18 protein-coding genes are annotated in these 24039 nt (G+C 65.7%); 8 read left to right on the top strand and 10 right to left on the bottom strand.

The window, feature by feature from the left end; all coding sequences use genetic code 11:
* Positions 1-18 precede the first annotated feature (18 nt).
* The 6 genes from accC to HZZ13_RS06715 all read right to left on the bottom strand — a co-directional run bounded on the left by accC (position 19) and on the right by HZZ13_RS06715 (position 5961).
* The gene (gene accC / locus HZZ13_RS06740; RefSeq protein WP_197958840.1) at positions 19-1377 is read right to left on the bottom strand and encodes an acetyl-CoA carboxylase biotin carboxylase subunit; all 1359 of its coding nucleotides are present in this window, start codon (positions 1375-1377) and stop codon (positions 19-21) included.
* An 82-nt stretch (positions 1378-1459) separates the two neighbouring features.
* Complete coding sequence (gene accB, locus HZZ13_RS06735) at positions 1460-1954, bottom strand: acetyl-CoA carboxylase biotin carboxyl carrier protein (RefSeq protein WP_197958839.1); 495 nt, start codon at positions 1952-1954, stop codon at positions 1460-1462.
* A gap of 35 nt (positions 1955-1989) precedes the next feature.
* Positions 1990-2451 (bottom strand): type II 3-dehydroquinate dehydratase, encoded by a 462-nt coding sequence (gene aroQ / locus HZZ13_RS06730; RefSeq protein WP_197958838.1) that lies wholly within the window; start codon positions 2449-2451, stop codon positions 1990-1992.
* A 229-nt stretch (positions 2452-2680) separates the two neighbouring features.
* Positions 2681-3475, bottom strand: a complete 795-nt coding sequence (locus HZZ13_RS06725; RefSeq protein WP_197958837.1) for a DUF1236 domain-containing protein — start codon at positions 3473-3475, stop codon at positions 2681-2683.
* 215 nt (positions 3476-3690) lie between these two features.
* Positions 3691-4458, bottom strand: a complete 768-nt coding sequence (locus HZZ13_RS06720) for a DsbA family protein (protein WP_197958836.1) — start codon at positions 4456-4458, stop codon at positions 3691-3693.
* 102 nt (positions 4459-4560) lie between these two features.
* The gene (locus HZZ13_RS06715; RefSeq protein ID WP_197958835.1) at positions 4561-5961 is read right to left on the bottom strand and encodes a M48 family metalloprotease; all 1401 of its coding nucleotides are present in this window, start codon (positions 5959-5961) and stop codon (positions 4561-4563) included.
* A gap of 205 nt (positions 5962-6166) precedes the next feature.
* Here HZZ13_RS06715 and HZZ13_RS06710 point away from each other — a divergent pair, with 205 nt between their 5' ends.
* The 3 genes from HZZ13_RS06710 (at position 6167) to HZZ13_RS06700 (ending at position 9423) form a co-directional block, all read left to right on the top strand.
* On the top strand, positions 6167-7354 hold the full coding sequence (locus tag HZZ13_RS06710; RefSeq protein ID WP_197958834.1) for a pyridoxal phosphate-dependent aminotransferase: 1188 nt from the start codon (positions 6167-6169) through the stop codon (positions 7352-7354).
* Between the two features lie 91 nt (positions 7355-7445).
* Positions 7446-8003 (top strand): biotin transporter BioY, encoded by a 558-nt coding sequence (locus HZZ13_RS06705; RefSeq protein ID WP_197958893.1) that lies wholly within the window; start codon positions 7446-7448, stop codon positions 8001-8003.
* A gap of 85 nt (positions 8004-8088) precedes the next feature.
* Positions 8089-9423, top strand: coding sequence for a dicarboxylate/amino acid:cation symporter (locus HZZ13_RS06700; RefSeq protein ID WP_197958833.1), 1335 nt, complete (start codon positions 8089-8091; stop codon positions 9421-9423).
* A gap of 76 nt (positions 9424-9499) precedes the next feature.
* Here HZZ13_RS06700 and HZZ13_RS06695 read toward each other — a convergent pair whose 3' ends face one another.
* Together HZZ13_RS06695 and HZZ13_RS06690 are read right to left on the bottom strand one after the other, a co-directional pair.
* Positions 9500-10732 carry an NAD(P)/FAD-dependent oxidoreductase gene (locus tag HZZ13_RS06695; protein WP_197958832.1) on the bottom strand — a complete coding sequence of 411 codons (1233 nt, stop codon included), beginning with the start codon at positions 10730-10732 and terminating at the stop codon, positions 9500-9502.
* A 66-nt stretch (positions 10733-10798) separates the two neighbouring features.
* Entirely contained in the window at positions 10799-13921 is a 3123-nt protein-coding gene (locus HZZ13_RS06690; RefSeq protein ID WP_197958831.1) for an Rne/Rng family ribonuclease, read from the bottom strand.
* Between the two features lie 704 nt (positions 13922-14625).
* Between HZZ13_RS06690 and HZZ13_RS06685 the strand changes: the two genes are divergently transcribed.
* From HZZ13_RS06685 to HZZ13_RS06665, 5 genes are all read left to right on the top strand, one after another.
* A complete protein-coding gene (locus tag HZZ13_RS06685) occupies positions 14626-15921 on the top strand; it encodes an N-acetylmuramoyl-L-alanine amidase (RefSeq protein WP_197958830.1) in 1296 nt (431 codons plus the stop codon).
* A 253-nt stretch (positions 15922-16174) separates the two neighbouring features.
* Complete coding sequence (locus HZZ13_RS06680) at positions 16175-18679, top strand: penicillin-binding protein 1A (RefSeq protein ID WP_197958829.1); 2505 nt, start codon at positions 16175-16177, stop codon at positions 18677-18679.
* A 100-nt stretch (positions 18680-18779) separates the two neighbouring features.
* A protein-coding gene (prfB, locus tag HZZ13_RS06675; RefSeq protein ID WP_197958828.1) for a peptide chain release factor 2 occupies positions 18780-19911 on the top strand; the annotation gives its coding sequence in 2 pieces (ribosomal slippage) (positions 18780-18848 and positions 18850-19911; 1131 coding nt in all).
* A 2-nt stretch (positions 19912-19913) separates the two neighbouring features.
* Positions 19914-20795, top strand: coding sequence for an NAD(P)-dependent oxidoreductase (locus HZZ13_RS06670; protein WP_197958827.1), 882 nt, complete (start codon positions 19914-19916; stop codon positions 20793-20795).
* A gap of 138 nt (positions 20796-20933) precedes the next feature.
* The gene (locus HZZ13_RS06665; RefSeq protein ID WP_197958826.1) at positions 20934-21854 is read left to right on the top strand and encodes a DMT family transporter; all 921 of its coding nucleotides are present in this window, start codon (positions 20934-20936) and stop codon (positions 21852-21854) included.
* On the opposite strand, the gene HZZ13_RS06660 is transcribed toward HZZ13_RS06665, so the two are convergent.
* Together HZZ13_RS06660 and HZZ13_RS06655 are read right to left on the bottom strand one after the other, a co-directional pair.
* Positions 21841-23196 (bottom strand): M23 family metallopeptidase, encoded by a 1356-nt coding sequence (locus HZZ13_RS06660; protein ID WP_197958825.1) that lies wholly within the window; start codon positions 23194-23196, stop codon positions 21841-21843. The genes HZZ13_RS06665 and HZZ13_RS06660 overlap by 14 nt on opposite strands.
* A 111-nt stretch (positions 23197-23307) precedes the next feature.
* A complete protein-coding gene (locus HZZ13_RS06655; RefSeq protein WP_197958892.1) occupies positions 23308-23997 on the bottom strand; it encodes a peroxiredoxin in 690 nt (229 codons plus the stop codon).
* Positions 23998-24039: the final 42 nt, after the last annotated feature.

Here is a 24039-nt window from a genome sequence, read left to right as displayed (position 1 = left end):
GGGTTCCATGAGGGGTGATTATCGCGGGGCGGGTTCCGCCTTGCCGGCAAGGTACTGCTCCAGCCAGTGGATGTGGTAGTCGCCGTTGATGATGTCGGCCTCGCGCACCAGCGCACGGAACAGCGGCAGCGTGGTCTCGATGCCCTCGACCACCATCTCGTCCAGCGCCCGCCGCAGCCGCATCAGGCACTCGGCGCGGGTCTTGCCGTGCACGATCAGCTTGCCGACGAGGGAATCGTAATAGGGCGGGATGGTGTAGCCCTGGTAGACGGCGGAATCGATCCGCACCCCGAGGCCGCCGGGCGGATGATATTGCAGGATCCGGCCGGGCGAGGGGCGGAAGGTCTGCGGATTTTCGGCGTTGATGCGGCACTCGATCGCGTGCCCGATGACCTGGACCTCGTCCTGCCTGGCCGGCAGGTCGCCGCCGGCGGCGATGCGGATCTGCTCCAGCACGAGGTCGATGTCGGTGATGCTCTCGGTGACGGGATGCTCCACCTGGATGCGGGTGTTCATCTCGATGAAGTAGAACTCGCCGTCCTCGTACAGGAACTCGATGGTGCCGACGCCGAGATATTTCATCTCGCGCATCGCTTTCGCGCAGGTCTCGCCGATTTTGGCCCGCGCGGCGGCGGCGAGCACGGGCGAGGGGCCTTCTTCCCAGACCTTCTGGTGGCGGCGCTGCAGCGAGCAGTCGCGTTCGCCGAGATGGATCGCGCCGCCGCGGCCGTCGCCGAGGATCTGGATCTCGATGTGGCGCGGCTTCTGCAGGTATTTTTCCAGGTAGACGGAGGCATCGCCAAAGGCGGATTTGGCCTCGTTGGCCGCCGTCGACAGCGCCAGCTGCAGGTCGGCCTCGCTGTGCGCGACCTTCATGCCGCGGCCGCCGCCGCCTGCCGCCGCCTTCACCAGCACGGGGAAGCCGATTTTCCTCGCGATCGCCATCGCGTCGTCGTCAGGGCCGACGGCGCCGTCCGAGCCGGGCACCACGGGGATGCCGAGGCGCTTGGCGGTCTTCTTGGCCTCGATCTTGTCGCCCATCAGGCGGATGTGCTCGGCCTTCGGACCGATGAAGTGCAGATTGTGCTCGGCGAGGATTTCCGCAAAGCGCGCGTTCTCGGAGAGAAAGCCATAACCGGGATGCACGGCATCGGCGCCGGTGATCTCGCAGGCCGCGAGCAGGGCGGGCACGTTGAGATAGCTGTCCTTGGACGCCGGCGGCCCGATGCAGACGCTCTCGTCCGACAGCCGCACATGCATGGCATCGGCGTCGGCGGTGGAGTGCACGGCGACGGTGGCGATCCCGAGCTCCTTGCAGGCCCTGAGGATGCGAAGGGCGATCTCGCCGCGATTGGCTATGAGGATCTTGTCGAACATGTTGTCCTGCAGCGAATGGCGAGTGGCGAATGGCGAGTAGGGAAGGCTGATGCGATTCGCTATCCGCTATTTCCCATTCGCATCACTCAATAATCACCAGCGGCTCGCCGTACTCGACCGGCTGGCCGTCCTCGACCAGGATCTGCGTCACCGTGCCGGCGCGCGGCGAGGGGATCTGGTTCATCGTCTTCATGGCTTCGATGATCAGCAGGGTCTGGCCGACCGAGACCTTGGTGCCGACGTCGATGAACGGCTTTGCGCCCGGCTCCGGCGCCCAATAGGCGGTGCCGACCATCGGCGAGATCACGGCGCCCGGATGCTTCGACAGGTCGGCCGCGGCAGGGGCGGCCGCGGCGGTGCTTACGGCCGCCGGAAGCGCGGCGGGCGCGGCCGCTACCGGCATCGGCATGGTCGCGGCGACGCTGATGTTGCGGGCGACGCGCAGGCGCAGGCCCGCCCGCTCGATCTCGATCTCGGTGAGGCTGGTCTCATCGAGCAGAAGTGCTAGCTCGCGAACGAGCGCCGAATCCTCGCTGGAAAACTTTGCGGCTGCTTTGTCGTCTGGCTGGCGCGCCATGTTGTTTGATCCGAATATTCTGATGGAAGGGAGCGTCAGGCGTTGGGCTTGATGCCGAGCTTGGCGGCAAGGCCCTGGATGGCGAGGCGGTAGCCTTCGAGGCCGAAACCGCAGAGCGAGGCGAAAGCCGCGCGCGCGGTGTAGGAATGGTGACGAAAACTCTCGCGGGCGTGGATGTTGGTCACATGCACCTCGACCGTCGGAATCTGCACCGCGAGCAGCGCATCGTGCAGTGCGATCGAGGTGTGGGAATAGCCGCCGGCATTGATGATGATGCCCTTCATCTTGCGCCGATGCGCCTCGTGGATGAAGTCGATCAGCTCGCCTTCGCGGTTGGACTGCCGACAATCCGCCTTCAGGCCGAACGTCGCGGCGGTTTCCCGGCACAGCGCCTCGACGTCGGCCAACGTCGCATGGCCATACTTTTCGGGCTCCCGGGTTCCCAGCATGTTGAGGTTCGGCCCGTTCAGGACGAGGATCGTGTCAGGTTCGGCCATTCCAATCCCGGAAGAGGTGTGTTTCGGCGTGGCGGCGGTTATAGGTAACAAAGCGCGTAAGGGGAAGCCTTGAACGGCCTCGAGGGCAGGTTCAAGTACCTCATCCAGTGCGCAAAAACCTGTGTGGAAACTACGGAAATTGCTTGTTAACCAGGCGGAAGCGTGGCTGCCGAGCGCATGCAAAGGGGCGGGCAAGCTGCCCGCCCCCGAGAATTGCCGGTGTCCGGCCTTAGACGTTCAGGACGGCCACGATCTCGTAGGTGTCCGGATTGATGATGACGATCTCATCGCGGACCAGGATGTACTTGTAGGTCCGCCACTCCGGATAGATGCTCACGACCCGGGACGGCAGGGCGTGAAGGGTAATGCCCTCACGCGGGATGCGGGTGCCGACCGAGATCGAGAAGTTCACATTGGTCACGGGCGCCACCTTCTCCTCACGGATCACTGAGGTGATCTGCGTCCGCTGCTCGGTCGAGAGCTTGGCGGCCGCGCCAGCCTGGCCGGTCGTCGTCTGCGACCGCTCGGTCCCGGTCTGGGTCTGGGTCTGGCTTTGCGAACCCTGGTGGCCAGGCGCATTCATACCGCTGCGGTCTTCCTGACCTTGGGCCTTCATGTCTTTGCTGCCCTTGGTCTCGGTTTCCTTGCTCATGCTACCCTTAGACTTCTCGTCGCTCCGCGGGCTCTGGCCGACCGTCGACGACTTCTCCGACTGCGTCGACTTCTCATGCGTCGCACCCGGCTGGTCCTTGTTCATCTTGTCGGACTGAGTCGACTTGTCCTGAGCGCTCGGCTGGTCCTTCATGCCGCCGGCCTGACCGACCGTTCCCTTGTCATGCTTATCTTGCTTGTCCATGGACTCTTGCTTGCCCATGGAGCCGCTGCGCTCGCCAGAAGGCTGCGTGCTGTGCTGAGTCTGCTGGCCACTTCCGTAGTCCTTGGTTCCGGTTCCTTGCGCATTGGCGAAACCGGTGCCAGCGATCAGCGCCAAGGCTGCAACCGAGACCAAAAAGCGATTAGTCATTTGAACCTCTCCTCACGTGTTTCTTCGCGTCATTGCCCGCGCCGACAACGAAAGGAGAGCGCGGTCGTTCCGAAATCCAGGAGGTTCCGACGAGCTTTGTTTGTTGAACGCCGGATGAACGGTCCCGCCCGCACCGCGACAAACCGCGACGGTCCGAACCGCGCAAAAAAGAAGCCGGCTGTGGGCCGGCCTCTTTCGACGCAATGTCGTGTCGCTCAGCAGGTCGCTTTGCCGCAGCGGGCAATGCCGATCTTTTCCCTGAGGCTTTCGACGCCAACAGCGCCGATCACGATCTGCTTGCCGATCACGTAGCTCGGCGTGCCGTTCATGCCCATCGCTTCAGCGAGCTTGAAATTCTCCTCGATGGTGGCGCGCACCTCGGGGCTGGCGATGTCCTTCTCGATGCGAGCCGTGTCGAGACCGGCTTCCTTGGCGGCCTGCATCGCGCGAGCCTTGTCGGCGGCGCCGCGGCCGCCGAGCAGCTTCTGGTGGAAGTCGAGATATTTCTTGCCGGAGGGGTCCTGCATGCGCACGGCGACCGCGACCTGCGCCGCTTCGACCGAGCCCTGGCTCAGCACCGGAAACTCCTTGAGCACGACCTTCAGCTTCGGATCGCCCTTCATGAGGGTCAGCATGTCGTCCATCGCGCGTTTGCAATAGCCGCAATTGTAGTCGAAGAACTCGACGAAGGTGACGTCGCCGTCCCTGTTGCCGAGCACGACCTGGCGCGGCGAGTTGAAGATCGCCTCGGCGTTCTGCGCGATGCTGGCTTCGTGCTTCTGCGTTTCGGCGGCGGCCTGGCGCTTGCTGAGCTCGGCCATGGCCTCCTCGAGCACCTCGGGATGGCTGACGAGATAGTTCTTGATGATCCTCTCGATCTCGGTGCGCTGGCTGTCGGAGAAGCTGTCGGCCGAGGCGGGCGCGGCTGCGCCGAACAGGGCGAGCGCGAACAAGGCAGGAGCGAGCAGGCGCAGCGAAGGCATAGTCAAATCCTCTTATCCAAAGCAAAAGCAGGTTTCGAGAAACGTCTCGACCGTTTTAAGCCCGGTGTCGTGACGTCGTGGTCGGGCATCGTTCGAGTTGCGTCAGTTGCGCGGCGGCTTCGCCGCGACGATGTCGTCGGCCTTGACCCATCCGGGCGTGCCGATGGCGAAACGGGTTTTCGCGCGCGTGGCAAGCTCGCGGGCGGTCTTGTTGTCGCCGCGCAAATATGCGGCTTGGGCCGAGGCGAGATCTGCCTCCGCATAATCTCCCTTCCGGCCATAGGCCATCGCGAGCTGGGTATAACCGAGCGCCGCCTCAGGCTCCCGGGCCACCGCGGCGCGGAGAATCCGAACGGCCTCGTCGGTGTAGGCCTTATTATCGGTTCCGACCAGAGCCTGCCCAAGTAACATCTCGATGAGGGGGGCGTTGTTCGAGAGGGCGACGGCCTTGCGCAGGGGAGCGATTGCTTCGGCCGCCTTGCCGCTTTCGAGCAGCGCCTGGCCGCGCACCTCGTAGAAATACGGGTTGTTCGGCTGCACCTGGATCAGCGCGTCGATCTGGGCGAGGGCGCTGCGCAGATCGCCGTGCAGGTAGGTGCTGATGGCGCGGGCATAACGCGCCGGCAGGCTGTCGTTGGTCTGGGGATAGCGGCGGTACACCGTCTCCGGCCGCTCCATGAAGGCGGAGATCTTGGCGCGGACCATGTCGTGCCGGAGCTGGAGCGCGGGATCGTCCTTCTTGTTCCAGTAGGGGCTGGAGCTTGCGAACTCCTGGAGCGCGGCGACGCGCTCGGCCGGCATCGGATGCGACTGCAGGTAGGGATCGGCACCGCGCGCGGCGAACAGGCTCTCGCTGGTGAAGCGCTTGAACGTCTCGTACATGCCCTTGGGCGATTGCTGGGTCGCAGCCAGGAATTTCACGCCGGCACGGTCGGCGTTCTCCTCCTGCTGGCGCTGGTAGGACAGCAGCGAGCGGCGGATCACCTCCTGCGGAGCGGCGATCGCGGCGGCGCCGGCATTGGCGAGTCCGTTGTTGCCTGTGCTGCTGCGCTGGGTGCTGCCCGCGGCGATCGCGCCGGCGCCGAGCAGCATCGCGATGATCATCTGGGTCTGGGCGGCGGCGAGCTGCTCGCGCAGCTTGGACAGATGGCCGCCGGCCAGATGTCCGGTCTCGTGCGCGAGCACACCGATGATCTGGTTCGGCGTCTCCGATTGCAGGATCGCGCCCCAATTGACGAAGATACGGCGGCCGTCCGCGACGAACGCGTTGAACGAGCCGTCGTTGATGATCACCATCTGGATGTTCTGCTTCTCCAGGCCCGCAACGCGCAGGATCGGGCGCGTGTATTCGCGCAACAGCTGCTCGGTCTCGGTGTCGCGCAGGACCGGCGGCCCCTTGGCCTGCGCGCGCGCGGCCGAGAACGGCGTCAGCGCGATCGCCGTGGCCGTGACGAGGGCGGTGAGGGCGGAGGCCTTCTTGCGCAATGCGATCTGGGGCGACATCAAGCGGTCTTGGTCAAAAGGGGCTCGGTCAAGTGGTCTTGGTCAAGCAGTTTCGTGATTGGTTTTGGTGATTGGCGGCGGACCGGATACGCGATATGCCCTAGTGAACGGTGCCCTTATGAGCCGTACAATGCGGCCAGTCTGGGGCGCAAGCGCCCCATTTTCGGACCGGATGGACCGGTTCGCCAGCCAATAGCAGAAATCGATGCACGACGCGACATTGAGGAACCGGTTGGGGCAATGGCTCGAGCCCTCCCGCCGCAGCGATGTTCCCCCGTTCATGGTGATGGACGTCATGGCCGCGGCGGCCCGAATCGAGGCTGCCGGCGGTCATGTGATCCATATGGAGGTCGGCCAGCCCGCGGCCGGCGCGCCCAAGACCGCGATCGCGGCCGCCCATGCGGCGCTCGAGGCTGGACGAATCGACTACACCTCGGCGCTCGGCATCCCCTCCTTGCGCGCGCGCATCGCGCGCCATTATCGCGACACCTATGGCTGCGAGGTCAGCCCCGAGCGGATCGTGGTGACGACGGGCTCGTCGGGCGGCTTCATCCTGGCTTTCCTGTCGATGTTCGAGCCCGGCGATCGCGTTGCCGTGACGGTGCCGGGCTATCCGCCGTATCGACACATCCTGACCGCGCTCGGCTGCGAGCCGGTGCTGATCGAGACCACGAACGAGACGCGTCACGCGCTGACCGGCGAGGCGCTGCTCGCGGCCCATCGCAAGGCGCCGCTGAAGGGTGTTCTGGTCGGCAGCCCCGCCAATCCGACGGGCACGATGATGTCCCGCGAAGCGCTCACCGGCCTGATCGCGGCGGCGGAAGAGGCCGGCATCCGCTTCATCTCCGATGAGATCTATCACGGGCTCGATTACGCGTTTCCGGCCGTGACGGCGGCGGCGCTGTCCGAGCACGCGCTCGTGATCAACTCTTTCTCGAAATATTTTTGCATGACCGGTTGGCGCGTCGGCTGGATGGTGGTGCCCGAGATCCTGGTGCGGCCGATCGAGCGGCTGCAGCAGAACCTCTCGATCTCGGTGCCCTCGCTGTCGCAGATCGCGGCGGAGGCTGCCTTTGACGGCGCGGCGGAGATGGAGGCGATCAAGCACGGCTATCAGGAAAACCGGCGTGTCCTGATCGAAGGTTTGCCCAAGGCCGGACTGACGAGATTCCTGCCGGCTGACGGCGCCTTCTATCTTTATGCCGACGTCTCGGACTTCACCTCGGACAGTTTCGAGTTCGCCAAGCAGATGCTGGAGCAGGCGCGCGTGGCGGCAACGCCCGGCGTCGACTTCGACCCTGTCCATGGCCGTTCATTCATCCGCTTTTCCTATGCACGCTCGCTCGATGAGATGCGGGAGGCAGTTGACCGGATCGCTCACTGGCTTAAATAGCCGCCAGTTTTTCGACAGCCTTCCGGAGTTCGACGTGCCTGACCGTTCCGCCCCGTCCACCACTGCGCCACATTCTTCTCTCGCTGCATTGATGTGGCCGACCCGACCGGGCGAAGCCGTCGGCACGCTGCGTGCCATCGTGCTGATCGCGCTCGGCACCGCGTTGATGGCGCTGTCAGCCAAGGTGAATCTGCCGCTGCCCTACGTGCCGATGACGCTGCAGACGCTGGTGGTGCTGATGATCGGCGCCGCCTATGGCTGGCGCCTTGGCAGCGCAACCATGATCGCTTACCTCGCCGAGGGCGCGATCGGGTTGCCGGTGTTCGCCGGGCCCGTGGGTGGGATCGCACCGCTGGTCGGCCCGACCGCGGGCTATCTGTTCGGCTTCGTGCTGGCTGCGTTCGTCACCGGCTGGCTCACCGAGCGCAGCTGGGATCGCAGCGTGATGCTGTTGTTTGCGGCGATGGCTGCGGGCCACGTCGTCATTCTCGCGACCGGGTTCGGCTGGCTGGCATTCGGCCTCGGTCTCGGCGCCGCCAAGGCCTGGCAGGTCGGCATCGTGCCGTTCATTGCGGCCTCGCTGGTCAAGAATGCGCTCGGCGCGACCCTGGTGCCGGCAGCGCGCCGGCTCGTCGAGCGCCGCGGGTAAAAGGCGCCAACGCGCGCGGTTCCAATTGACAGGGCTGGCCAAGTTGATCTTGGCTGGCCACATGTTGTGAGGGGGAGTGAAACCGATGACGACGACAACGATGGCGGGGGCGCCGGTCGCGCAGCCTGTCGCCAAGCCGTGGTACAAAATCCTCTACGTCCAGGTGCTGATCGCCATCGTGCTCGGCGCCATCGTCGGATGGCTGTGGCCAACCGTCGCCACCAACGAATGGATCAAGGCGCTCGGCGACGGCTTCATCAAGCTGATCAAGATGGTGATCGCCCCGATCATCTTCTGCACCGTCGTCTCCGGCATCGCCCACATCCAGGACGCCAAGAAGGTCGGACGCATCGGCGTCAAGGCGCTGGTCTATTTCGAGGTCGTCTCGACCTTCGCGCTGGTGATCGGTCTCGTCGTCGGCAATCTCGTCAAGCCGGGCTCCGGTTTCGGTAACGCCGCGGCTAGCGCGGAGGCGGTTGCCAAATTTGCCGACCAAGCCAAGGCGCAGAAGTCCGTCGACTTCGTGCTGCACATCATTCCCGACACCGTGGTCGGCGCCTTCGCGCAAGGCGAGATCCTTCAGGTGCTGCTGTTCGCGGTGCTGTTCGGCTTCGCCTTGATGAGCCTCGGTGAGCGCGGCCACACCATCCGCAGCTTCATCGACGATGCCGCGCACGCGGTGTTCGGCGTCATCTCGATCGTGATGCGCGCGGCGCCGATCGGCGCCTTCGGTGCGATGGCTTATACGATCGGCAAGTTCGGCACCGGCGCGATCCTCAATCTGCTCGGCTTGATCGCGACGTTCTACGTCACCGCGGCGCTGTTCGTGTTCGTCGTGCTCGGCCTCATCGCGCGCATGGCCGGGTTCTCGATCTTCAAGTTCCTCGCCTACATCAAGGACGAGCTCTTGATCGTGCTTGGCACCTCGTCCTCGGAAAGCGCGCTGCCGTCCTTGATGGAGAAGCTGGAGCGGCTCGGCTGCTCCAAGTCGGTGGTCGGCCTCGTCGTGCCCACGGGCTACTCGTTCAACCTCGACGGCACCAACATCTACATGACGCTGGCGACGCTGTTCATCGCGCAGGCGCTCGGCGTCGATCTCTCCTTCGGCCAGCAGATGACCATCCTGGTGGTGGCGATGCTGACCTCGAAGGGCGCCTCCGGCATCACTGGCGCGGGCTTCATCACGCTGGCGGCGACGCTCGCGGTGGTCGACCCGCGCCTCGTGCCGGGCATGGCGATCGTGCTCGGCATCGACAAGTTCATGAGCGAGTGCCGCGCGCTGACCAACCTGTGCGGCAACGGCGTCGCCTGCGTGATCGTCGCCTGGTGGGAAGGCGAGCTCGACCGCGACAAGCTCAACACCAACCTCACCAAGCAGATCGATCCGACCGACATGGAGACGGCGATCACGACGGACTGATCCGGCAGCGCAAGCTGCGCTGTCAGGCCTTGAAGAAAAGGGCTGGTCGAGATCCTCGATCAGCCCTTTTTCAGGGCTAGAACCGCTCGGGCCGGTACGGCGTGGGATCGACCGCCGGCGTTTCGCCGCTCATCATCTCCGCGAGCAGGCGTCCGGTCGCCGGGCCCAGTGTGAAGCCCTGATGGCCATGGCCGAAATTCATCCAGAGGCCCGGGTGGCGCGGGGCGGGGCCGAGCACCGGCAGCATGTCGGGCGTGCAGGGCCTCGTGCCGAACCACGGATCCGGCTCGATGCGTTTGCCGAGGTCGATCAGCTCGCGTGCGGAGGCTTCGGCGCTGGCGAGCTGCACCGGTGTTGCGAGCGCGTCCGCGCCCGTCAATTCGGCGCCGGTGGTGATGCGGATGCCCCTGGCCATCGGCCCCATGGCGTAGCCACGGGCCTTGTCGACCAGCGGCAGGTCCAGCGAAGCGCCGCCGCTGTAATGCATGTGGTAGCCGCGCTTGCGCACCAGAGGGATGCGATAGCCGAATTTGTACAACAGATCGGGCGACCACGGCCCGAGCGTCACGACGGCGTGGGGAGCATCGATGTGGCCCTGGTCGGTGTCGACCGACCAGCCGGTCGCGGTCTGTTGCAGCGACTGCGCATCACCGAGCGCGATCCTGCCGCCGAGCCGCGCGAACAGCTCGGCATAGGCGGTGACCAGCGCGCCGGGGTCGGACACGGTCCAGGTGTCGAGCCAATGGATCGCTCCCGGGAGATCGTCGCGCAGGATCGGCTCGGCCCTGGCAAGCTCGCTGCCCGACAACACGCGATAGTTCACGCCGAATTCGCGCTGATCTTCCTCGGCGGCCTTGATCGACAGATCCAACGAAGCGCGATCGCGAAATAGCGCTCGGTAGCCGGCGCGGCGGATGAGATTGTCGGCATGCGCCTCGCGGATCAGGATGTCGTGCTCGGCCGTTGCGTAGGCGATCAGCCGTGCCCACGCCTCGATCGCCTCGCGATGCCGCTTCGGCGCCGAATGCCACCAATAGCGGAGCAGGGGCTCGATGTGGAGATGCAGCGAGGAGAGGCTGTAGCGCACGTCGTTGGTGCGGCCGGTCGCGATCTTCAAGAGCGAAGCGAGGTCGCGCGGCATCGGATAGGGGCGTACCGCTTCGGCCTGGATCATTCCGGCATTGCCGTAGCTGGTCTCGCGGCCCGGCTCCCGGCGATCGACCAGCGTTACCGACCAGCTGCGCTGCTGCAGATGCAGCGCCGCGCCCACGCCTACCATGCCGCCGCCGAGAATGATCGCGCTTTGCATCGCAACTGACCTCATCAAATCAAAACCGCCCGGTTGGGCCGGGCGGTTTCAATTCCATTTGTCCCTTTACTCGCCGCCGCCGAAACGGCGTGACCACCAGCCGGCGCGGCGCGGGGCGGCCGGGGTTTCGCTTGCCGCCTCCGGCGCGGGCTCAGGTGCCGGCGCGGGCGCAGCAACCGGCTCGGTCGCCTGCGCCGCCGGCGTTGCGGGCTCGGGCTGGCTGTTCAGCAGGAAGCTCACCTTTTCGCGCACGGTGGAGCGGCGCCGCGCGGCCTTGTCGGCGGCAGGCTCTTCGTCCGGCGTTGCGGTCGTCGCCGCAGGAGCGGGCTCCGGCTGGGCCGGCGCCTCGGTCTGTATCTCCGCGTGCGGCTCAGGCTGCGCAACTTGCGGCTCGCCGGTCGGCTCGGCCTCTGCGATCGAGGGCGAAGCCTGGCTGCCGAAGCCGTCGAAATCGGCCACTGCGTCGGCAGCTTCCGGCGGCTGGCCGGTGCCGAGCTCGTCGCTGATGGAGCCGGCAAGACCTTCCTCGCCGCCCCCGCGACGGCGGCGTCCGCCGCGGCGACCGCGCCGGCGTCGGCGCTCACCGCCGCCTTGCTGCTCGCCACGGGCCGCCTGTTCCTCGCCTTCCTCACCGTCCTGCTCGGACTGGGTCTCATCCTCGGCTTCGCCGGCGATCATCGCCGGCTCGGGCAGGGTCGGCACCGTATCCTCGCGCAGCTCACCTTCGCGCTGGCCGCCGCGGCCGCGCCGGCGGCGACGGCGCTTGCGGCGCTGGCCGTCCTGCTCCGAGGCTGCCTCGCCGCCAGCCTGCTCGTCGGCAAGGCCTTCGGTCTCCTCGGTTTCGACCTCGGATTCGGTCTCCAGGTCGAAGCTGTCCTCGTCGTCATAGGCCTCTTCGGCCAGCGGCGGCGGGCTCGCAGCGGCTTGGGCTGCGAGCAGCGCCTTGGCGGCTTCGAGCGTATGCACCTGCTCGCCGCGGTCGATCACATAGGCCTGCGGGCCGCTGACGCTTGCGTCGGCGATCACCGACAGCGTGACCTTGAAGCCGTTCTCGAGATCGCGCAGATGGCCGCGCTTGTGGTTCAGCACATAGAGCGCGACGTCGGTGCGGGTGCGGACCACGAGATTGTGGGTCGCGCCCTTCATCAGGATCTCTTCGAGGCCGCGCAAGAGCTGCAGCGCCACCGAAGACACCGAGCGGACGTGGCCGGTGCCGCCGCAATGCGGGCACGGATCGGTCGAAGATTCCAGCACGCTGGCGCGGATGCGCTGGCGCGACATCTCGAGCAGGCCGAAATGCGAGATGCGGCCGACCTGGATGCGCGCGCGATCCTGCCTGAGGCAGTCGGACAGCTTGCGCTCCACCGCCCGGTTGTTGCGCTTCTCGTCCATGTCGATGAAATCGATGACGATCAGGCCGGCGAGGTCGCGCAAGCGGAGCTGGCGGGCGACCTCTTCGGCCGCTTCCATGTTGGTCTTGAGCGCGGTGTCCTCGATATGGTGCTCGCGCGTCGATCGTCCCGAGTTGACGTCGATCGAGACCAGCGCCTCGGTCTGGTTGATGACGATGTAGCCGCCGGAGCGCAGCTGGACGGTCGGCGAGAACATCGCATCGAGCTGGCTCTCGACGCCCATGCGCGAGAACAGCGGCTGGCCGTCGCGATATTGCTTCACCGCGCCGACATTGGCGGGCATCAGCATCTTCATGAAGTCGCGCGCTTCGCGGTATCCGGCTTCGCCGGCGACCAGAATCTCGTCGATCTCCTTGTTGTAGAGGTCGCGCAGCGAGCGCTTGATCAGCGAACCTTCCTCGTAGACGAGGGTCGGGGCCTGCGATTTCAGCGTGAGGTCGCGCACCGTCTCCCACATCCGGATCAGATATTCGAAGTCGCGCTTGATCTCGGGCTTGGTGCGGGCGGCGCCCGCGGTGCGCAGGATGATGCCCATGCCCTCGGGCACGTCGAGGTCCTGCACCACTTCCTTCAGGCGCGAGCGGTCCTGCGCGCTGGTGATCTTGCGGCTGATGCCGCCGCCGCGCGCGGTGTTCGGCATCAGGACGGCGTAGCGGCCGGCGAGCGACAGGTAGGTCGTCAGCGCCGCGCCCTTGTTGCCGCGCTCTTCCTTGACGACCTGAACCAGCATCACCTGGCGGCGCTTGATGACTTCCTGGATCTTGTATTGACGGCGCGGGCGGAAGGTGCGCTCCGGCACCTCCTCCAGCACGTCGTCGCCGCCGACGGATTCGACGACTTCCTCTTCGGCATCCTCGCCGTCCTCGTCCTCATCGTCGTCCTCGTCGGCTGCCTCCACGGCGTCCGCATGCGGGGCTTCAGTGCTTTCGCCGGCGGCGTAGACGGCATCGGCCGGCTCGGCCGATGCCACGGCTTCGGCCAGAGGCTCCGCCTGCGCTTCCGTGGGCTGAGCTTCGGGAGCGGGAGTCTCGAAGGTTGGCGCCGGCTGCGGCTCGGCAACGGTCTCGACCGCGGGCTCGGCGCCGACCGCCGCGACGGGCGCGGGCGTCTCGTCGGCGTGATCATGATCGTGATGATCGCGCTCGTCCGCGCGGCCGTGGGCATCATCGTGAGCGTGATGGTTCTCGTCATCGTGGGCATGACGATGTTCGTCATGATCATGGTCGCCATGATCGTGATCGTGGCCCTCGTGCTCGCCGTGATGCTCCGCATCGGTATGCAGATGCTCGCCCTCGTGCAGGGTGCCCTCGGCATGCTCCGGCAGCGCGGCACCTTCGACCGGCTGGGCGGCGGGATCGGCGCCGGCCTCAAGGCCCTCGACGATGTCGCTGCGCACGCGCTCGCCATGACCGCGTCGGCGGGCGTTGCGGTGGCGCGAGCGGCGACGCCCGTGCGAGCGATTCTCGCTCTCTTCCTCGGCCTCGCGATGGGCCTGTTCCTCGGCCTCGATCAGCGCCTGCCGGTCGGCGACCGGGATCTGGTAGTAGTCGGGATGGATTTCGCTGAAGGCGAGGAAGCCGTGGCGATTGCCGCCATATTCGACGAAGGCGGCCTGGAGCGAGGGTTCGACCCTTGTGACCTTGGCGAGGTAGATATTCCCGCGCAGCTGCTTGCGTTGCGCGGTCTCGAAATCAAACTCTTCGACGCGATTGCCGCGGACCACGACGACCCGGGTCTCTTCCGGGTGGGTGGCATCGATCAACATCTTGTTGGGCATGTCTTAACTCTTGGCGGCGGCGGACGCGATAAGCCGTGGGCGCGTACCGCGCCGCCGGGTGACGCGACGGTCCACCTGATTCGGGGGTGAGAGGAAGGCCGAAGCGCCGTCTCTCGCGCCTTGCCGAACCGGAAGCTTCAGGACCATTGCGACGCGCGGGATTGTCACTCCGCAGCGTCGCGAATGCTCCTTCAGATTTCGTCGGCATAGTCTGGCGCATCAAGCGTCGGCCCGTATGAAACACTGGGCGGCGAGGCCGCCCTTCAATCAGTTGCTGCTGGCCAGGCACGGCGCGAGCGCGCTCGCCTTGGGATCACGAACCGCCCCCTTGGGATCAAGGGCGCGGGTAATTGGTTACGCCGCTGTCAGAACCGTCCCGGCAACATGAGTGGTAACCCGAGACCGTCCGCCGTCGGGGCTTGACCCGCTTCACCTCGCTGCCGCGCACCGCGCTGGTCTTAGAGGGAAACGGAAAACGCTGGAATTCTCAAACGTTGAGAGTTCCGGCGCTGCACCGGGAGGCTGAATGCGACACAACCGGAAATATCGGCCGTCAGCATTCCGTACATACGAGGAATGAGCCATTCGTGCAAGGGAGCGTCGCACGGCGGTCACAGTCGGCGAGTTTCGCGCTTCTGTCATTTAGGATCGATTAACCCTGTGGTTCTATTGCGTTAAGAGAGCTGCTCGGAGGCACGGAATCGGTGGCGAGCCGCACAAATCGACGGATTTTGCTGGGGGGCGTGTTGCTGTGCATCGCGGCATTGCCGTGTGCTGATTCCTCGCGCCTGATCGCTGCGGAAAGCCGGCCGCAACCTGCTGCCGTCGCGGCGAATTTTCCGGTCGCCTCGGCCGCGCGGCTGGCCGGCGACGGCAAGCAGACCCGCTTCATCCTCGACCTCGACCAGACCGTCACCTTCCGCGCCGTCACGCTGGCCGACCCCTATCGTGTGGTGGTGGACGTGCCGCAGGTGAATTTTCAGCTGCCCGCCGGGACTGGAACTGGGGGGCGGGGGCTGGTCAAGGCGTTCCGCTACGGGCTCGTCATGCCGGGCGGCTCGCGAATCGTGTTCGACCTGACCGGGCCGGCGAAGATCGCCAATTCCTATGTGCTGGAGGCGGCCAACGGCCAGCCGGCGCGGCTCGTGCTCGAACTGGAGGAGGTCGACCGCACCGCCTTCGTGTCCTCGCTTGCCCCCGAGAACCGTCCCGAGCTGCGGCCCGCGATCGCAGAAGCGCCGCCTGCCACGGTTCCCAGCGCGCCAGCCCCGGATGCCGGGCAGCAGAAGGCTGATGGTCGCCCGGTGGTGGTGATCGATCCCGGCCATGGCGGCATCGACAACGGGACGCAGTCGAGCGGCGAGAGCGAAAAGAACCTGGTGCTGGCGTTCGGCCTGGCGCTCCGCGACAAGCTGGAGAAGGCCGGCAAGTACCGCGTGGTCATGACGCGGGACGACGACACCTTCATTCCCCTCAATGACCGCACCAGGATCGCCCGCAATCTGAAGGCGGCCTTGTTCGTCTCGATCCACGCTGATGCGCTGCCGCGGGCCGAGGGCGATGCGCAAGGCGCGACCATCTATACGCTCTCCGACAAGGCCTCCGACGCCGAGGCCCAGCGGCTGGCGGATGCCGAGAACCGGGCCGATGCGATCGCCGGCTTCAACCTCGCGGAGGAGCCGACCGACGTCGCCGACATCCTGATCGACCTCACGCAGCGCGAAACCCGCACCTTTTCAAACCGTTTCGCCCGCCTTTTGATGAGCGAAATGAAGCAGACGGTGCGGATGCACAAGCATCCCCTGAAATCTGCCGGCTTCCGCGTCCTGAAGGCGCCCGACGTGCCATCGGTGCTGGTCGAGATCGGCTACGTCTCCAACAAGGGGGATCTCGAGCACCTGGTCTCAGAGGGCTGGCGGTCCCGCGCCGTGGGCTCGATGGCGCAGGCGATCGACGGATTTTTGACCAAACGGATGGCCACCGCCGGGACGTCGAACTGAACCGGTTTGTTCTTGTTTGTTCTTGCAGACCCGAAGGCCCTAGTTTGGCCACAGCGGACGCTTTATAGAAACCGGTAGGGGGTTCCGGAATCGGCGAGAATCCCGTTCGGCAAGCGTCTTAAGTCCGGCCTCGATGTGATTGCGTAAGCCGGTGAATTCGCGACGTGAGGTTGGCGCCAGTTTGGGGTGCCAGTTTTTAGGTCCCATGGGGCTGATACTGGGCTGATCCAGAGTTTGAACGGATAAACAGATAATGCGCTTGCTAGTGCGGTTCATGGGCTTCCTGTTCGCCGCGGGAACAGTGGTGTTCCTTGTCGGTGTCGGGGCCGTGGCAGGCCTGATCTGGCATTTCTCCAAGGACTTGCCGGACTACTCTCAGCTTCAGGATTACGAGCCGCCGGTGATGACGCGTGTGCACGCGGTCGACGGTTCGCTGGTCGGCGAATACGCCAAGGAGCGGCGGCTGTATCTGCCGATCCAGGCGGTGCCGAAGCTCGTGATCAACGCGTTCCTCGCGGCCGAGGACAAGAATTTCTACGAGCACGGCGGCATCGACTACACCGGCATGGCGCGCGCAGGCCTGCTTTATCTGCAGAACTACGGCTCCAACCGCCGTCCGCAGGGTGCGTCCACGATCACCCAGCAGGTCGCCAAGAACTTCCTGCTCACCAACGAGGTCTCCTTTGCCCGCAAGATCAAGGAAGCCTTGCTGGCGATGCGCATCGAGAAGACCTATTCGAAGGACAAGATTCTCGAGCTGTATCTCAACGAGATCTATCTCGGCCTCGGCGCCTACGGCATCGCGGCGGCCTCGCTGGTCTATTTCGACAAGTCGGTGAACGAGCTGACGGTTGCGGAAGCGTCCTATCTGGCGGCGCTGCCGAAGATGCCGGCGACGCTGCATCCGGTCCGCAACCGCGACCGCGCCGTCGAGCGCCGTAATTACGTGATCGACCGTCTCGTCGAGAACGGTTGGATCAAGCAGGCCGACGCCGACAAGGCGCGCAAGGAGCCGCTCGCCGTCACCAGCCGTTCCAACGGCGCCCACACCTTTGCCGGCGAATATTTCGCCGAGGAAGTCCGCCGCGATATTTTCGAGCGCTACGGCGAGAAGAAGCTCTACGAGGGCGGCCTGTCGGTTCGCACCACGCTTGATCCGAAGATCCAGGTCATGGCACGCAAGGCCATGGTCACAGGTCTGGTGAACTACGACGAGCAGCAGGGTTATCGCGGCGCCATCAGCAAGCTCGACATTTCGGGCGACTGGGGCGTGAAGCTCGCCGAGATCAAGTCGCTGTCCGACATCTCACCGTGGCGCATGGCGGTGGTGCTCGAGACCAGCGACCAGTCGGCGCGCATCGGCTTCCAGCCGGGCCGCGAGCTTGGCGGGGCCGTCAGCAAGCAGCGCGAGACCGGCATCGTCACGGTCGACGGCGTGCGCTGGGCGCGGGCCGCTCAAGGCAACGCCAAGGGCAAGACGCCGACCGCGGTGTCGCAGGTGCTCCAGCCCGGCGACGTGATCTATGCCGATCCGCTCTACAAGGACGGGCACCCGGTCGAGGGCCAGTACCGGCTTCGCCAGATTCCGGAAGTCTCCGGCGCGATGGTGGTAATGGACCCCTGGACCGGCCGCGTGCTCGCGATGGTCGGCGGCTTCTCGTTCGACCAGAGCCAGTTCAATCGCGCGACGCAGGCCTACCGGCAGCCGGGTTCATCGTTCAAGCCGATCGTCTATTCGGCCGCGCTCGACAACGGCTATACGCCCTCGACCGTCGTGCTCGACGCGCCCATCGAGATCGATCAGGGCCAGGGGGCCGGCGTGTGGCGCCCGGAAAACTTCTCCTCCGGCAAATTCCAGGGACCGGTGACGCTGCGCAATGCGCTGCGGCAGTCGCTCAATACGGTGACGGTGCGCCTCGCGCAGGACATCGGCATGCCCTTGATCGGCGAATATGCCCGCCGCTTTGGCGTCTATGACGAGCTGCCGAACTATCTCTCCTACGCGCTCGGCGCCGGCGAGACGACAGCGATGCGCATGGTCACGGCGTACTCGATGCTCGCCAATGGCGGCCGCCGCGTGAAGCCGACGCTGATCGACCGCATCCAGGACCGTTACGGCCGCACCATCTTCAAGCACGACCAGCGCGAATGCCGCGGCTGCGATGCGCCGGGGGGCTGGAAGAACCAGCCCGAGCCGCAGCTGATCGACCGGCGCGAGCAGGTGCTGGATTCCATGACCGCCTATCAGATCACCGAGCTGATGGAAGGCGTGGTCCAGGCCGGCACCGCGACCGTGGTCAAGGAGGTCGGCAAGCCCGTCGCCGGCAAGACCGGCACCACCAACGAGGCCAAGGACGCCTGGTTCGTCGGCTTCTCGCCCGACGTCGCCGTCGCCATCTACATGGGTTACGACAAGCCGCGTCCGCTCGGCAAAGGCAACGCCGCAACCGGTGGCCATCTGGCCGCTCCGATCGCGCGCGATTTCCTCAAGCTCGCGCTCGCCGACAAGCCCGCCGTTCCGTTCAAGGTGCCGGCCGGCATCAAGCTCGTCCGCGTCGTCGCCAAGACCGGCATGCGTGCAGGCCCCGGCGAGACCGGCGGAACCATCCTCGAAGCCTTCAAGCCGGGCACGGCGCCGCCGGATAATTACTCCGTCATCGGCGTGGCCGACGCCGACGGGCGCGGCGGCATGCCGACCTACCAGCAACAGCCGGATTCCGGTTTCCTCATGCGGCCGGGCACCGGCGGATTGTGGTAGCGGATAACACCTGATCCGCACGAGGGGGCGGTTGCGCTTTCGCGCTGCCGCCGCTACATGCCCCGAAACGCGATTCAATTCCGCGAGACCAGAGAACGACATGCGCGCCGAAATCGAACGGTTGGTAGAAGAGATCAAGCAGTCGGTCGGGCTGCTGAGGAGGCATCTTTGACGTCGAGAAATCGACGGCGCGCCTCGCCGAGCTGAACAAGCTCGCAGAAGATCCCAACCTCTGGAACGACCCCCAGAAAGCCCAGAAGCTGATGCAGGAGCGCACCTCGCTGGAGGATGCGCTCTCGGGCATCGGCAAGGTCGAGCAGGAGCTCGAAGACGACATCGGCATGATCGAGCTCGGCGAGGCCGAGGGCGATGACGGTGTCGTTGCCGAAGCCGAAGCCGCGCTGAAAAATCTCAAGAAGGAAGTGGCGCGGCGCGAGCTCGAGGCGCTGCTGTCCGGCGAAGCCGACCGCTTCGATTCCTATCTCGAAGTCCATGCCGGTGCCGGCGGCACCGAGAGCCAGGATTGGGCGCAGATGCTCCTGCGCATGTACACGCGCTGGGCCGAAACGCACGGCTTCAAGGTCGAGTACCTCGAAGAATCCGAAGGCGAAGAGGCCGGCATCAAGTCGGCGACCATCCAGGTTTCCGGGCACAACGCCTATGGCTGGCTGAAGACCGAAGCCGGCGTGCACCGCCTCGTGCGCATCTCGCCGTTCGATTCCAACGCGCGGCGGCACACCTCGTTCTCGAGCGTACAGGTGTTCCCCGTCATCGACGACAGCATCAAGATCGACATCAAGGAATCCGACGTCCGCGTCGACACGATGCGATCGGGCGGTGCCGGCGGCCAGCACGTCAACAAGACCGAATCCGCGGTGCGCCTGACGCATATCCCGACCGGCGTCGCGGTGGTCTGCCAAGCCGGCCGCTCGCAGCACAAGAACCGGGCGCAGGCCTGGGACATGCTGCGCGCGCGTCTGTACGAGATCGAGCTGAAGAAGCGCGAGGAGAAGGCCGCCGCCGACCAGGCCGCCAAGACCGATATCGGCTGGGGCCACCAGATCCGCTCCTACGTGCTGCAGCCCTATCAGATGGTGAAGGATTTGCGCACGGGCGTGCAGACCTCTGATACCGCGGGCGTGCTCGGCGGCGATCTCGACGAGTTCATGGCCGCGACGCTGGCGCAGCGTGCCTTCGGCACCACCGCCGGTGACGTCGAGGACGTGGACTAGCCATGCCCCGCGTCGCCTTCATCGGGCTTGGGCGGATGGGCCATGGCATGGCCGGCCGCTATCTCGATGCCGGCTTCACGGTGACGGTCTGGAATCGCAGCAAGGCAAAGGCCGAGGACTTGATCGCGCGCGGCGCGATCTGGGCGACCTCGCCGGAAGATGCCGCGATCGATGCCGACGCGGTCGTGACCATGGTCGCCGACGATGAAGCTTCGCGCGCGGTTTGGCTGGGGCCGCAAGGAGCGGCGAAGACAGCGAAGGCCGGGACCATCGCAATCGAATGCTCCACCGTCTCTTATGACCACGCCCGCGAGATGGGGCGCGAGCTCAATGCGCGCGGGCTGATTTACATCGACTGCCCCGTGACGGGATTGCCGGACGCGGCGGCAGCCGGGACGTTGACGCTTCTGGTCGGCGCCGACGCGGCCGATCTCGAGCGCGCGCGGCCGTATTTGACGCCGATCGGCACGACCATCCGCCATTTCGGCGCGGTCGGCTCCGGCACGGTCTACAAGCTCATCAACAATCTCATGGGCGCGATCCAGATCGCCGGCCTCGCCGAGGGCCTTGCGATTGCCGAGCAGGCCGGGCTCGACATGAACCTGGTGCTGGACTCGATCCAGGCGGGCGTCGCCGCAAGCCCGCAGGTAGCGCGCCACTCCAAGCGTATGGTCGCCCGCGATTTTTCCGGCGCGACCTTCACGGCAGCGCTCCGGCACAAGGATGCGGCCTATGCGGTGAAGCTCGCCGAGAGCCTGCTCGCGGGCAAGCCGCTGGTGGCACGCGCCGCGGTCGAGGCCTACGCGCAGGCGAAGGTGGCAATGCCCGACGATGATGAAGGCAGGATGATCGAGCTGGTGTCGCGGCCGAAGAAGCCGTCCTAGCGACACCGCACCAACTGGTGACCGCCTCGGGTCACCCCTTTCGCGCCAAGCATCGGTTTTGCAGACCGGTACCTCCTCAGAAATCGGGTGGCGACATTGATCGCACCCTTCTAGGCGATGGGGCGGAGGTAAGACCCCATGCCCGCCAATGACAACCGGATCGACGCGCGCGACTGGTCGCTGCTTGCCGTGCTCTCGATCCTCTGGGGCGGCTCGTTCTTCTTCAACGGCGCGGCCTTGCGGGAATTGCCGCCGCTGACACTGGTGTTTTTGCGCGTGGCGCTCGGTGCGGCCATGCTGCTGCCGCTGCTGCGCGCACATGGCATCGGCTTTCCCAAGAGCTGGGCGGACTGGGGGCCGTTCATCGCGATCGGGCTGCTCAACAACGTCGTCCCGTTCTCGCTAATCGTGATCGGCCAGACTTTCATTCCGAGTGGGCTGGCCTCGATCCTGAACGCGACCACGCCGATGTTCACGGTCGTCGTCATGATTGCAGCGGGCGAGGAAGCCTTGCAGATGCGCCGCCTGGCCGGGGTTGCGATGGGCCTCGCCGGCGTGATCCTTCTGCGCGGATGGGGCTTCGAGACAAGGCCGGGGCAGGGGTTCGGCATCGTGCTCTGCCTCAGCGGCGCACTGAGCTACGGCTTTGCGGCGCTGGCGGCGCGGCGATTGCTGAAGGACTCTCTGCCGCTTGGGACTGCAACGTTTCAATTAATGGCATCCACCGTGATGATGGCTGTCGTCGCTGGCCTGGTGGAGCAGCCATGGCAGCTCCCGATCCCGAGCCCCACGACCTGGCTCGCTGTGCTCGGCCTCTCCGCGCTTTCGACGGCGCTCGCCTACATCGTCTTCTTTCAGATCGTGCGGCGCTCGGGTGCGGGCAATGTGATGCTGGTGACGCTGCTCATTCCCGTCACCGCCATCCTGTTGGGCTGGCTGGTGCTGGGTGAGCCGATCTCGAGCCGCGAGATCGCGGGCGCAATCGTCATCGGCAGCGCGCTGCTCGTGATCGACGGGCGTGCGCTTTGCCTGCTGCGCCGCGGCCTCAGCCCGCGCTGAGCCGCACGCCGGCGCGCAAGAATTTCTGCGGATCCACCGCTTCACCTTCGATGCGAGTCTCATAGTGCAGATGCGGACCGGTGGAGCGGCCGGTCGAGCCGACGAGGCCAATGACCTGGCCGATCTTCACGACCTCGCCGACCTTGACGTTGACCTCGGAGAGATGGCCGTAGCGGGTCGAAAGCCCGTTGCCGTGGTCGACCTCGACCATGCGGCCATAGCCGCCGGACCAGCCGGCGGAAACCACCTTGCCGTAGGCGGTGACGCGGACGGGGTCACCGCTGGCGGCGCGGAAATCGAGGCCGGTGTGCATCGCGGGCCGGCCCAGGAAAGGATCGCTGCGCACACCGAAGCCCGAGGTGAACTCGACCTCGCCGATAACGGGCTTGCGGTAGGGCACCAGCGCCAGCGTGCGGTTGAGACGGTCCATCTCGGCACGCGTGGTGTGGATGCGATGGAGCTGCTTCTCGAATGGTCCGGCATTCGCCGTCAGCTTGACGGGGACGAACGGTCCGCCCATCGCACTGCGCGGCACGGCGGCTTCGAGATGGGAAAGGTTCAGGCCGAGATCGCTGACCACGCTGCGCATCCGGCGCATGCGCGAATCCATGCTTTCCTCGACGGCGCTGAGCGTCGCCATCTGGCGCCGCTCGACCTGGTCAAGCGAGGTCGTGAGCCGGACCAGCACGTTGTCGAAACCCTGGTTCTTGGCGAACTGGCTGGTCGGCGCTGCCACGACGCTCGGCGCGCGCGACTCGAGCCGCGCTTCGCGATCCGGCGGCGCCACGAAGATCACGGTGTCGCTGATCGGCGACGGTTTTGGCGTGGTCTGGCTTGAATCGCCGCGCTGCGGGGCAGAGCGGGGGATCGAGCCGGTCACGTCGGGCATGGCGCCGAGCGCCGTTGCCCGGGACTCCAGCGCCGTCTGGCGCTTCATGATCTGGTCGAGCTTCTGGTCGAACTGTTCCTGGTCGAGCAGCTGGCGGCTGGTGGCGCGGTCGACCTTGGCGCGCAGCTCGGCGATGCGGTCCTCATAGGCGTATTGCATCTCGGCCTGGCGGGCGATCAGCCGGGTCAGGACGTCGTCACGGAACGCGAAATAGGTGGCTGTGGCGGCCGACCACAGCCCGAGCAGCACCACGGTGCCGACCACGATCCAGAACACCACGGGCCCGAAGCGGACCTGCTTGCCGGCATGAACGATGGTGTAGGCATCGTCGGTGGCGGGCAGGGGAATCGCGGTCACCGCCGCCGGGGCAGCTGGACGGCGCTGGAAGGCCCGTCCGTGGTCGTGAGGATGATGTTGGGGGTACTGCGAATATTGGGCAGAACTTTTCGACATCGGCACTCCCGCGCCGGTCGGATGGGTTCCTTGCGGCTCAATTGCCGCAGCAATCTGGGCTGCTCATGGTTAATTTTCCGCAAATGGGAACGCGCGAATTGAAAGGATTGGTTAAAGGCTCCTTGCCGCCTCCAGCACCTCGTCGGCATGGCCGTCGACCCGGACATTGCGCCAGATCCGCGCCACCTTACCGTCCGCCCCGACCAAAACTGTGGTGCGAATAATTCCAAGGAAGCTCTTGCCGTACATGGACTTTTCGCCCCAAGCGCCATAGGCCTCCAGCATCTCGTGAGTCTCGTCCGAGACGAGGGGAATTCCGAGCTTGTGCTTGTCGCGGAATTTCTCCTGGGTCTTGACCGGATCGGCGGAGATGCCAAGGACCGCGGTGCCGGCGGCAGCGAAGGCGTCGGCCAGGCGCGTGAAGTCGATCGCCTCCCGCGTGCAGCCGGGAGTGTCGGCGCGGGGGTAGAAGAACAGGACCAGCTTTCGGCCGGCAAAGTCCGCCAGCGTGACCACGTCGCCGCCGTCGCGCGGCAGGCGGAAGGCGGGCGCCTTTTCGCCCTCGGCCAGGCCGGACTTCGCCGCAGCCGGAGAGGAGGCCGATTTGGAGGATTTTAACTGTTTCGATGCGGCCTTATGTGATCCTGCTTTTGCTATGGTCACGGCTGATTTGCGTGCCGGTGTCCGCTGCGTTTTCGCGGACCTTGTCTGAGTCGATGCCCGCGTTTTTGCGGACTTCTTTTTCGCGGTCGGACTGCCGGAGGGCGTTTTGGACGATTTCTTTCGGGATTTCTTGGACATACGCCTTCCTTTCGACGCTTTCGGCAGGTCAACCGAAGCGGT

Origin of the sequence: Bradyrhizobium agreste, assembly GCF_016031625.1 — a bacterium.
GTDB lineage: Bacteria > Pseudomonadota > Alphaproteobacteria > Rhizobiales > Xanthobacteraceae > Bradyrhizobium > Bradyrhizobium agreste.
The sequence above is the reverse complement of the archived record's forward strand: the minus strand, read 5'-3'. Positions and strand labels throughout refer to the sequence as shown.

What these genes read in the sequence shown, in the direction of transcription:
- accC (WP_197958840.1), bottom strand. Translation starts at nt 1,377, where the DNA reads ATGTTCGACAAGATCCTCATAGCCAATCGCGGCGAGATCGCCCTTCGC.
- accB (WP_197958839.1), bottom strand. Translation starts at nt 1,954, where the DNA reads ATGGCGCGCCAGCCAGACGACAAAGCAGCCGCAAAGTTTTCCAGCGAG.
- aroQ (WP_197958838.1), bottom strand. Translation starts at nt 2,451, where the DNA reads ATGGCCGAACCTGACACGATCCTCGTCCTGAACGGGCCGAACCTCAAC.
- HZZ13_RS06725 (WP_197958837.1), bottom strand. Translation starts at nt 3,475, where the DNA reads ATGACTAATCGCTTTTTGGTCTCGGTTGCAGCCTTGGCGCTGATCGCT.
- HZZ13_RS06720 (WP_197958836.1), bottom strand. Translation starts at nt 4,458, where the DNA reads ATGCCTTCGCTGCGCCTGCTCGCTCCTGCCTTGTTCGCGCTCGCCCTG.
- HZZ13_RS06715 (WP_197958835.1), bottom strand. Translation starts at nt 5,961, where the DNA reads ATGTCGCCCCAGATCGCATTGCGCAAGAAGGCCTCCGCCCTCACCGCC.
- HZZ13_RS06710 (WP_197958834.1), top strand. Translation starts at nt 6,167, where the DNA reads ATGCACGACGCGACATTGAGGAACCGGTTGGGGCAATGGCTCGAGCCC.
- HZZ13_RS06705 (WP_197958893.1), top strand. Translation starts at nt 7,446, where the DNA reads ATGTGGCCGACCCGACCGGGCGAAGCCGTCGGCACGCTGCGTGCCATC.
- HZZ13_RS06700 (WP_197958833.1), top strand. Translation starts at nt 8,089, where the DNA reads ATGACGACGACAACGATGGCGGGGGCGCCGGTCGCGCAGCCTGTCGCC.
- HZZ13_RS06695 (WP_197958832.1), bottom strand. Translation starts at nt 10,732, where the DNA reads ATGCAAAGCGCGATCATTCTCGGCGGCGGCATGGTAGGCGTGGGCGCG.
- HZZ13_RS06690 (WP_197958831.1), bottom strand. Translation starts at nt 13,921, where the DNA reads ATGCCCAACAAGATGTTGATCGATGCCACCCACCCGGAAGAGACCCGG.
- HZZ13_RS06680 (WP_197958829.1), top strand. Translation starts at nt 16,175, where the DNA reads ATGCGCTTGCTAGTGCGGTTCATGGGCTTCCTGTTCGCCGCGGGAACA.
- HZZ13_RS06670 (WP_197958827.1), top strand. Translation starts at nt 19,914, where the DNA reads ATGCCCCGCGTCGCCTTCATCGGGCTTGGGCGGATGGGCCATGGCATG.
- HZZ13_RS06665 (WP_197958826.1), top strand. Translation starts at nt 20,934, where the DNA reads ATGCCCGCCAATGACAACCGGATCGACGCGCGCGACTGGTCGCTGCTT.
- HZZ13_RS06660 (WP_197958825.1), bottom strand. Translation starts at nt 23,196, where the DNA reads ATGTCGAAAAGTTCTGCCCAATATTCGCAGTACCCCCAACATCATCCT.
- HZZ13_RS06655 (WP_197958892.1), bottom strand. Translation starts at nt 23,997, where the DNA reads ATGTCCAAGAAATCCCGAAAGAAATCGTCCAAAACGCCCTCCGGCAGT.